An 8,613-nucleotide genomic window follows, 5' to 3' on the forward strand; every position below is an offset into this window, starting at 1 on the left:
GGTCATCAGGCGGGCCTCGGCGGTGCAGAACCACCAGTACCCGGACCTCTCGTCGGCCGGCTGATCCTGCGTCTGAGACACCTGCGCGCTCGCCGGCCGCGGCCGGTAGAGCGAGGCGAAGGCGCCCAGCCGGCGCTCACCACTGACCAACGAGACCGACTGGGTCCGTCCCTCGAACGTCACGGTCAACTGCACGTCCGCGGCGTCGCCAGGCACCGCGACCAGTGCCTGGTTGCGGTCGTCGTCACCGGCCGTGGACGAGCCCTGCGCGGGTGCCTTGACCGCCCGGTCGACGACGACCGAGGTCGTCTTCGACCGCACGGCAAGGCGACTCGCGTGGTCACCTGTGTCGGGTGCACCGTCGGACGACGACCGGGTGGCCGACCACGTGACGTGAACCAGTTGCCCGTCACGCGGAGCCTTCGCCTCGACCGAGCCACCGGTTTCGTCGCTCGACGCCCGCTGCCCCACCGCCACGCTGACCGACAGGACGCTGCCGGGCAGCTGGAAGCTGAGGTCGTGCTCGTAGGTCGCGTCCGACAGCGAGTAGTCGCCCTGCAGCGAATCGCCCACCGCCATCCGGCCCCTGTCGTCCTCGTGCCGCCCGAGCAGCAGCGCGCTCAGCGCGACCGCGACGACCAGCAGCAGCGCGACCGCGATCACCGAGCGGCGGCGCCACCAGCGCAGTTCGTGGGTGTTCACAACACCATGGACGTCGTGTCGCGGCCCACCGTTCCGCCATCCGACGCCGTCAGACGCCCGGGTAGGTGACGACCGTGGACACGTCGACCCGGTAGGTCGCGGGTGCGCTCTTCCACTCGCTGGCCCGCCGATCGAGCGTGGTCGGCAGCTGGTAGTCCAGCCGGACCCGCGCATCCTTGGTGGCCGGGACGAGCCAGGCGCGCGCGGCGAGGCGGACCGCGTCGCCGATGACCTGGTCCGGACCTGCGACACGCGCCGGTTTCGCCATACCCGCCACCGAGAGGGTGGCACTCGGCCGACCGGACGGCACGTAGCGGGCCCCCTCGTGGAGGTTCTTCGGGTAGATCGAGACGTCGCGTTCGGACCGGGTGACGGTGGCACCGTGCACGATCAGCCACTCCTTCCCCGCCGGCGCCGCACCCAGACCTGCGACGTAGATGCTGCGGGTCACGTAGAAGTCGCAGTGCACCCAGGAGAACCGCTTGTCCGAGTCGTCCCGGCACGGGAACTCCTCGGAACTCTTCACGGTGCGCGGCGACGGCCCGCCATGCACGGACCGGACGGTGCGCCCGGCGAAGCGTGCCTCCACGTAGGAGTCGGTGCCGTCACCTTTCACCACGAACAGCACCGACCCGCCGTCGTCAGCGAACCCCACCGAGGTCGCGATCGGGTAGCGCCGACCGCCGGACACCAGGGTCAGGTCGGTGCCGGGATCGCGGCGCTGGAGAGCGGTCGCGGCCGGCCACACCGACGGCGGTGTGTAGAACTGGTCGCCACTCCACGACACCTCGACGAGCGCCGCCCCGTGCGGTGCGGTGATCTTGTGGCCGTAGCCACCGACCTCCGGACCGATGCCGATCGTCAGGTCCAGTGGACCGAACGGGGTCTGCACCGTGGCCCGATTGTCGGCCAACTGGTCGGCGAACACCGTGGGGTGGTCGAAGCGGTCACCGACGTGGACGCCGGCCCGCTCGTGCACCCACCAGCCGATCGTCGCGGCGGCCAGCACCACGATCAGCGCCAGGACCAGCCACCTGCCGCGGTGCCGGGTTGGGGTTGCGGAGTTCATCGGGCACCTCCGACCGTCGGGTCGACCGCGGGCGGATAGGCGCTGCTCGTGCTCAGAACCATGGTGGCGGTCTTCGGGGCGTGGGCGTCGCCGCCGGTGCGCCTGGTGGTCGCCCGGACGACCGTGTCGACGGTGAACCCGGCGCCACGGACGACGGAGAACACGTAGTCGCGGGAGACGTACCTGCGGTTGCTGACCGTACGCACCTGCTCCGCGCCGAGCGTCTTGCGTGGAGCATGACCGTTCACGGTGGTCACCGCCCTCGGAGTCCCACTGGTGGAGTACTCGGCGTAGCCCTTGCCTGCGCTCCAGGTCACCGGGTCGTGCGTGTCGATGTCGTAACCGGCTCCCAGGACCACGACCCATTCCCGGCCCGCGGGCGCCCAGCCCAGGCCCGAGACGTAGGGCGTCCGCAGGACGGTGCCACGGTCGGCGCGCCCGGACCAGCTGAACGGTGAGTCCGGGTCCTTCGGCTGGTGCTGGTCGATCGGCAACGCGCTGAGCGAGCCGCTCCCCGCCGGCGGGTACAACGACGCGAAGGAGCCCATCGTGCGTCGGCCGCCGATCAGTCGCACGGTCTGCGTGCGACCGGCGAACTCGGCGACCAGTTCCACGTCGGACGGCCGGCCCGGGAGTGCGACGACCTTCTCCGGCCCACCGTCGTCGTCCGAGGACGCCGGTTTCGGCCGCAGGTCCGCGTCGACGACGACGGTTCTGCCGGCTGACCTGATCGACAACCGGGTGGGCTGCTTGCCCTGGGTTCGCCTCGGAGCGCCCGTCGAGGTCCAGGACAGGTCGACCAGCAGACCGCCCTTCGGCGCGCGGATCGTGCCGTCCGAGCCGTCGTCGGAGTCCTCCTGCTGACCGCGCTGCCCGATCTCGACGCGCACGTCGATCTGCGCGTTCGGCACGACGAGGTCGGCGCTGGTGTCGACCTCGCCGTCCGAGATGGAGTAGCCCCCGCTGCGGGTCGCCCCGGCAGCGAGGCGGTCCTTGTTCGAATGGCGTATGACGAGGCCGGTCACCACCGCCGCGAGCGCCACGGTGAGGACGACGGCGACGATCCACCGGCGACGGTGTCCACCGGATGCTGCTAGGTCGGGCATCACGCTCACACCCCTGGGTACGTCGTGGTCGTGGACACGTCGACCAGGTGTGTCGACGGGGCGCCGTGCCAGTAACTGTGTGCCGGCACGATCCTGGTGGGCAACCGGTAACGCAGCCGCACAGTGGCCGACTTCTGCGCCGGGACCAGCCAGGCCCGGGTCGCCACCCGCACCGAATCCCCGATCACCGTGTCCGAACCCGCGACACGCGGTTTCGCGGACACACCGTCGACCGTGACGGTGACGGCCGGCGGGCCGCTCGGGGCGTATTCGGCGCGCTTCGAGTCGTCGTGGGCGTCCCGCACGCGGACGTTCTGGTCGTACCGCGTCGCGCTCGCGCCCTGGACGACCAGCCATTCCTTGCCTGCGGGTGCCACGCCCAGGCCTGCCACGTAGACGCCCCGGTGGACCGGCAGCGTGCAGTCGACCCAGGAGTACGTCCTCTTCGAGGTGTCCTGGCACCCTGCGTAACCCTGGCTGCGCACCGTCCGGGGCGTGTTCGGGCCGGGGGCCGAGGTGAACGTGCGGCCGCCGAACCTGCTCTCCACCCGGGCGTCCGATCCGTCACCGGCGACGACGATGATCGCCGATGACCCGCCGTCCGACATCACCACCGCATCGGCGAGCAGGTAGCGGTGACCCCCGGTGACCAGGGTCAGTGTCGTCCCCGGGTCGCGCCGGTCGCGCGGAGTGCTCGTCGGCCATACAGGAGGCCCGTCGTAGATGAGCCCCGGTGACCAGGTCACCCTGACCAGGCTGGCGCCGTCCGGCGCGCGCACCCGGTCGTCACGGCTGCCGATCTCGCGCCCGGTGCCGATGGTGACGGGCAACGACCCGAACGCCGTCTGCACCTCGGCCCGGTGTTCGGTCAACTGGTCGACGAAGACCATGACACCGTCGAGGTGCTCCCCCGCCGCGAGGTGATGCCGTTCGTGCGAGGACCGGGCGATACCGCCCACGACCAGGGCGACCGCCACGACCGCCGCGGCCGCTGCCGCGAACCACCGCCCGCGGTGCCGGCGGAACGCACCGGCCTGCTGCCCGCTCATCGGCTCACCCGCGGCGCAGGGTCGACCACTGCCGGCGCGCTCAGGGTCTTGCCGACCCGGACGGTGGTCCTGGCCGGGGCGTGCCGGTCCTCGCCCTTCCCGCGTTTCGCGGGCACCACGGCCTCGACCTCGACCGTCGCCGCGTCACCGGTGTGGATCGAGAAGACGTAGTCGCGTGCCGTGAGGAGTCTGTCCTTGGTCGGTTGTGCGGCGCTCACGGACGTCTCCGGGTGCTCGCCGTTGACGGTCACCGTCACCTGCGGCTTCCCGTCCCGCTCGTAGCCCGCCAGCCGGCCACCCTCGATCCACTCCGCCGGACGGTCGGACGCCCGGACCCCCGCCCCGCTGACCACCACCCACTCGTGTCCGGCCGGGGCCCAGCCCAGGGCGTCGACGTAGGGCGTACGCGTCAGACCGTTGACCTCCGCGTGACAGAACCACCGGTACGGGGACTGCCCGTCGGTCGGCTGGTCCCGGGTGAGGGACACCTGCGCCCCCGCCGCCCGCGGTCGGTAGAGGGACGCGAAGGCGCCCAGCCGCCGCTCGCCGCTGGCGAGGGAGATCGACTGGGTGCGCCCCTGGAACGTCACGGTCACCTGCAGGTCCGCGAGTTCGCCGGGGACCGCGACCAGCGCCTCGTGGCGGTCGTCGTCGCCGGAGCCGGCCGAGCCCACCACGGGCGCCGTGATCGCCCGGTCCAGCACGACCGAGGTCGTCCTCGACCGCACCGCAAGGCTGCTGGTGTGGTCGCCCGTGTGAGGGGCGCCGCCGAGCCACGGCCCGGAAACCGACCATTCGAGGTGCACCAGCTGCCCGCCGTGCGGTGCCTTGACCCGCGTGACGTCATACGTCTTGTCGTCGACCAGCGCTGCCCGCTGCCCCACCTCTGCGTTGATCATCACGCTGGCACCGGGCACCACGAGCTGGAAGGTCCGGTAGAGCGAGGTGTCGGACACCGCGTAGTCGCCCGGCCGGGAGGTCCCCGCCGCCATCCGGCCCTTGTCCCCCTGGTGCCGCACGAACAGCACCGTGCTCAGCGCGACCGCGACGACGAGGAGCAACGCCACCCAGAGTGCGGGGCGGCGGCGCCACCAGCGCAGTTCGTGGGTGTTCACATCACGATGGACGTGTCGTCACGGCATACCGTTCCGCCCTCGTCATCAGCCCGCGACGCCCGGGTAGGTCGCGACCATGGAGACGTTGACCCGGTAGGTCGCGGGCGCGCTCTTCCAGTCGCTGTCCCGCCGATCGAGCGTGGTCGGCAGCTGATAGCTCAGCCGGATCCGCGCATCCCGGGTGGCGGGGATCAGCCAGGCCCGCGCGGCAAGGCGGACGGCGTCACCGGTGATCTGGTCCGAACCGGCGACCCGTGCCGGCTTCCCCAGACCCGCCACGGAGAGCGTCGCGGTCGGCGGACCGGACGGCAGGTATCGCGCTTCCTTGCTGTGGTCGGCGGGTTGGAAGGTCGACACCTGGTGTCGCGAGCGGGTGACCGTGGCGCCGTCGACGACCAGCCACTCCTTGCCGGCGGGGGCCGCACCCAGACCTGCGACATAGATGCTGCGGGTCATGTCGAAGTCGCAGTGCACCCAGGAGAACCGCAGGTGCGAGTCGTCCAGGCACGCGAGGTCCGCGGGAGGTTGGGCCGTGTCCCTCCGCTGCGGCCTGCCACGCACCGATCGGACCGTGCGCCCGGCGAAGCGCGCCTCCACGTGGGCATCGGTGCCGTCGCCCTGCACCACCACCAGCACCGAGCCGCCGTCGTCGGCGTACCCGACGGACCTGGCGATCGGGTAGCGCCTGCCGCCGGACACCAGAGTCAGGTCGGTGCCGGGGTCGCGGCGCCGTCGAGGTGTCGCGGTCGGCCACACGATCGGCGCCGGGTAGAGCGTTTCACCGTGCCAGGACACCTCGACGAGGGCCGCGCCGTGCGGTGCCGTGATCGTGTGGCCGCTGGCACCCGCTTCCGGGCCGATGCTGATCGTCAGGTCCAGCGGACCGAACGGGGCGTCCACCGTGGCGTCGTTGTCGGCCAATTCGCCGGTCATCACGGTGGGGTCGGCGAACCGGTCACCCACGCGAACACCGGAACTCTCATGCACCCACCAGGCGATCGCCGCGGCCGCCAGCACCACGACCAGTGCCGTGACCAGCCACCGCGTGCGGTGCGTGGTCGTCATGGAGCTGTTCATCGGGTGCCTCCGACCGTCGCGTCGACCGCGGCCGGGAACTGGCTGCTGGTGCGCAGGAGCATTCGGGCGGTCGCCGGGGCGCGCGTGTCACCGCTGGTGCGCTTGGTCGTGACGTGGACGACCGTGTCGATCGTGAAGCCGTTGCCGCGGGCGACGGAGAAGACGTAATCGCGTGAGCCGTGCAGGTAGAAGTTCGTCACCGTGCCCGGGTGCTCTGCACCCACCTTCTTCTCGGGCGGGCGCCCGTCCATGGTGACCGTCACCTTCGGCGTTCCGACGGTCGAGTACCTGGCGTATTCGTCGCCGACGGTCCAGACGACCGGGTCGAGTGCGTCGATGCTGTAACCGGCTCCCTGGACGAGGATCCAGTCACGCCCCGTCGGTGCCCAGCCCTGACCCGAGAGGTAGGGCACCCGGACCACCTGGCCGCCGTTGGCCTGTCCGGTCCAGCGGAACGGTGACCTGGGGTCCACCGGCTGGTCCTGCCCGATCGGTCGCGAAGTCAGCAGGCCGGGTGCTGCCGACAGGTACAGCGGTGCGAAATCGCCCATCGTGCGCCTGCCACTCACCACTCGCACCACCTGGCTGCGACCGGCGAAATCAGCAACCAGCTCCACATCCGACGGCCGGCCCGGGAGCGCGACGACCTGCTCCGGCGCGTCGCTGTCGTCCTCGGCGGACGCCGGCCGCGGCCGCAGCGACGGATCCAGCACGACGGTCCGGCCACCCGACCGGACCGACAGACGCGTCGGTTCCGTTCCCTGGTAGTTCGTCGGGATACTGGTCGAGGTCCACGACAGGTCGACCAGTACGCCGCCCTTCGGCGCGCGGATCGTGACGTCCGAGTCGTCGTCGGAGTTGTGTCGGTACCCCCGTTGCCCGATGTCGACACTCACCCGGATCTGGGCGTTCGGCACCATGAAGTCGTCGTCGTTGCTGGAGCCGGCCGAGATCGAGTAGTCGCCGCTGCGGGTCGCCCCGGCAGCGAGGCGGTCCTTGTTCGAGTGGCGTATGACGAGGCCGGTCACCAGCGCGAGCGCGACGACGACGGCCGCGCCGATCAGGACGCTGCGACGCATCACCAGACCACCGTGATCTTCGCGTGTTTCGGGTAACCACTGACGTGGCCCTGCACGTAGTCGACCGGCGCGACGAACGTCGTGGAGCGCCGGACGTGCACCGTGCCGGCGGAGTGTGGCACCTTGAACACCGCTACGGGCGTCCACCAGGTGCCGAGTTCGACGCGCCCCTTCTTCAGCACTTTCACCGCCGGTCTGCCGTCGACCCGCTGGCTGCCGGTGATCTTCGCGATCTGCTTGAAATAGTCGACGTACGCCGACGAGTCCCGCGACGGCCGCCAGCGCACATCGTTGGACAACCGGATGTAGCCGCTGTCGACGACCACCCAGTCGCTGCCTTTCGGTGCCCAGCCGAGCCGTCGACATAGGCCAGCCGGATCGCGCTGCCACCGTTGTCACTGGTCTGCCATTGCAGTTTCGCCCTGGGCTTCGCGCTGGGCGCCCCGTCGCCGACGACCGGGCTCCAGCCGCCGCTGTTGTAGAGCAGATCGGCGCGTCCGGCGCGCCGCGTGCCGGTCGTCGGGTCCACGGACTGCGTCACGCCGGCATACGTGGCCTCGATCCGCAGGTCGTCACCGTCGCCGTCGACCGCGATCACCGCGGAGCCGTCCACGAGAGCGTCGGTGCGGAACGTGTCGAGCCGATACCGGTGCCCGCCGGCGACCAGCGTGAGCGTCACGGGGTGATTGCCGCCGATGTCGACCGCGCCGACGGTCTGCGCGCTCGCGTTCGACCCGCTGTCCCACTCCACCTCGACGAACCGGCCGCCCAGCGGCGCGCGCACCTCCCGCGAGCCGGGTGACCCGACGGACGCCTCACCCGCCGGCCCGGTGACCTCCCCTGCACCAGCCCGGACGGCACCCTGATGTCGACGGTGTGCCGGTCGCCGTAGACGTAGCCGGATGCTCCGAACCGCTGCCCCACGTGCGCCCGGTTGTGCAGCACGCCACGGCCGCGACGCCTCCGGTGGCGGCGAGCACGAGTATGACGATCCCACCGATCAGCCACCAACGGTGGGGACGGTGTGCCGCTTCGCGCTCCTCAGTCACGACGCTTCGACTCGCGCGGGCCACCGGTGGTTCCGGCCCGCGGACCGCCGGTCAACCCAGCGGCAGCGTCGCCTGTGGTGGCGCATGCGAGGGGTCGACGCCGTCGAAGAGGCTGCTGACCGACTCCCCCGCGTGGATCCGGGCGATCGCCTCCGCGAACAACGCGGACACCGAGCGCACCTGCAACTTGGGCCAGTCGGGTGGCCGGGGCACCGTGTCGGTGGTGACGACATGCCCGATGAGCGGGTGGCTCGAGAGCCGCTCGACAGCACGCCCGACGAACAGGCCGTGCGTGCAGGCGATGTCGGCGGAGGTGCAGCCGCGCTCGCCAGCCGGTCGAGCAGCTCGACGACGGATCCGCCGGTCG

Annotated in this window: 8 protein-coding genes and 1 pseudogene; all 9 read right to left on the reverse strand. The window is 71.3% G+C overall.

Annotation, left to right across the window (positions count from 1 at the left end; translation table 11 throughout):
• Positions 1-751: 751 nt before the first annotated feature.
• The gene (locus tag FHU39_RS12970) at positions 752-1,771 is read right to left on the reverse strand and encodes a hypothetical protein (protein WP_183320772.1); all 1,020 of its coding nucleotides are present in this window, start codon (positions 1,769-1,771) and stop codon (positions 752-754) included.
• On the reverse strand, positions 1,768-2,877 hold the full coding sequence (locus FHU39_RS12975; protein ID WP_183320773.1) for a hypothetical protein: 1,110 nt from the start codon (positions 2,875-2,877) through the stop codon (positions 1,768-1,770). Before FHU39_RS12975 ends, FHU39_RS12970 begins: the two co-directional genes overlap by 4 nt.
• A gap of 5 nt (positions 2,878-2,882) precedes the next feature.
• Positions 2,883-3,926 (reverse strand): hypothetical protein, encoded by a 1,044-nt coding sequence (locus FHU39_RS12980; protein WP_183320774.1) that lies wholly within the window; start codon positions 3,924-3,926, stop codon positions 2,883-2,885.
• A complete protein-coding gene (locus FHU39_RS12985; RefSeq protein WP_183320775.1) occupies positions 3,923-5,041 on the reverse strand; it encodes a hypothetical protein in 1,119 nt (372 codons plus the stop codon). The genes FHU39_RS12980 and FHU39_RS12985 overlap by 4 nt, the downstream gene beginning before the upstream one ends.
• Before the next feature lie 45 nt (positions 5,042-5,086).
• A complete protein-coding gene (locus tag FHU39_RS12990; protein WP_221185258.1) occupies positions 5,087-6,106 on the reverse strand; it encodes a hypothetical protein in 1,020 nt (339 codons plus the stop codon).
• An 8-nt stretch (positions 6,107-6,114) separates the two neighbouring features.
• Positions 6,115-7,197 (reverse strand): hypothetical protein, encoded by a 1,083-nt coding sequence (locus FHU39_RS12995; protein WP_183320777.1) that lies wholly within the window; start codon positions 7,195-7,197, stop codon positions 6,115-6,117.
• Complete coding sequence (locus FHU39_RS13000) at positions 7,197-7,385, reverse strand: hypothetical protein (protein WP_183320778.1); 189 nt, start codon at positions 7,383-7,385, stop codon at positions 7,197-7,199. Before FHU39_RS13000 ends, FHU39_RS12995 begins: the two co-directional genes overlap by 1 nt.
• Positions 7,382-7,981, reverse strand: coding sequence for a hypothetical protein (locus FHU39_RS13005; RefSeq protein WP_183320779.1), 600 nt, complete (start codon positions 7,979-7,981; stop codon positions 7,382-7,384). The genes FHU39_RS13000 and FHU39_RS13005 overlap by 4 nt, the downstream gene beginning before the upstream one ends.
• A 316-nt stretch (positions 7,982-8,297) precedes the next feature.
• Positions 8,298-8,613, reverse strand: a pseudogene (locus FHU39_RS13010) (hypothetical protein); the annotation flags it as partial.

Source organism: Flexivirga oryzae (assembly GCF_014190805.1).
GTDB classification, from domain to species: Bacteria; Actinomycetota; Actinomycetes; order Actinomycetales; family Dermatophilaceae; genus Flexivirga; species Flexivirga oryzae.

What these genes read in the sequence shown, in the direction of transcription:
- FHU39_RS12970 (WP_183320772.1), bottom strand. Translation starts at nt 1,771, where the DNA reads ATGAACTCCGCAACCCCAACCCGGCACCGCGGCAGGTGGCTGGTCCTG.
- FHU39_RS12975 (WP_183320773.1), bottom strand. Translation starts at nt 2,877, where the DNA reads ATGCCCGACCTAGCAGCATCCGGTGGACACCGTCGCCGGTGGATCGTC.
- FHU39_RS12980 (WP_183320774.1), bottom strand. Translation starts at nt 3,926, where the DNA reads ATGAGCGGGCAGCAGGCCGGTGCGTTCCGCCGGCACCGCGGGCGGTGG.
- FHU39_RS12990 (WP_221185258.1), bottom strand. Translation starts at nt 6,106, where the DNA reads ATGACGACCACGCACCGCACGCGGTGGCTGGTCACGGCACTGGTCGTG.
- FHU39_RS12995 (WP_183320777.1), bottom strand. Translation starts at nt 7,197, where the DNA reads ATGCGTCGCAGCGTCCTGATCGGCGCGGCCGTCGTCGTCGCGCTCGCG.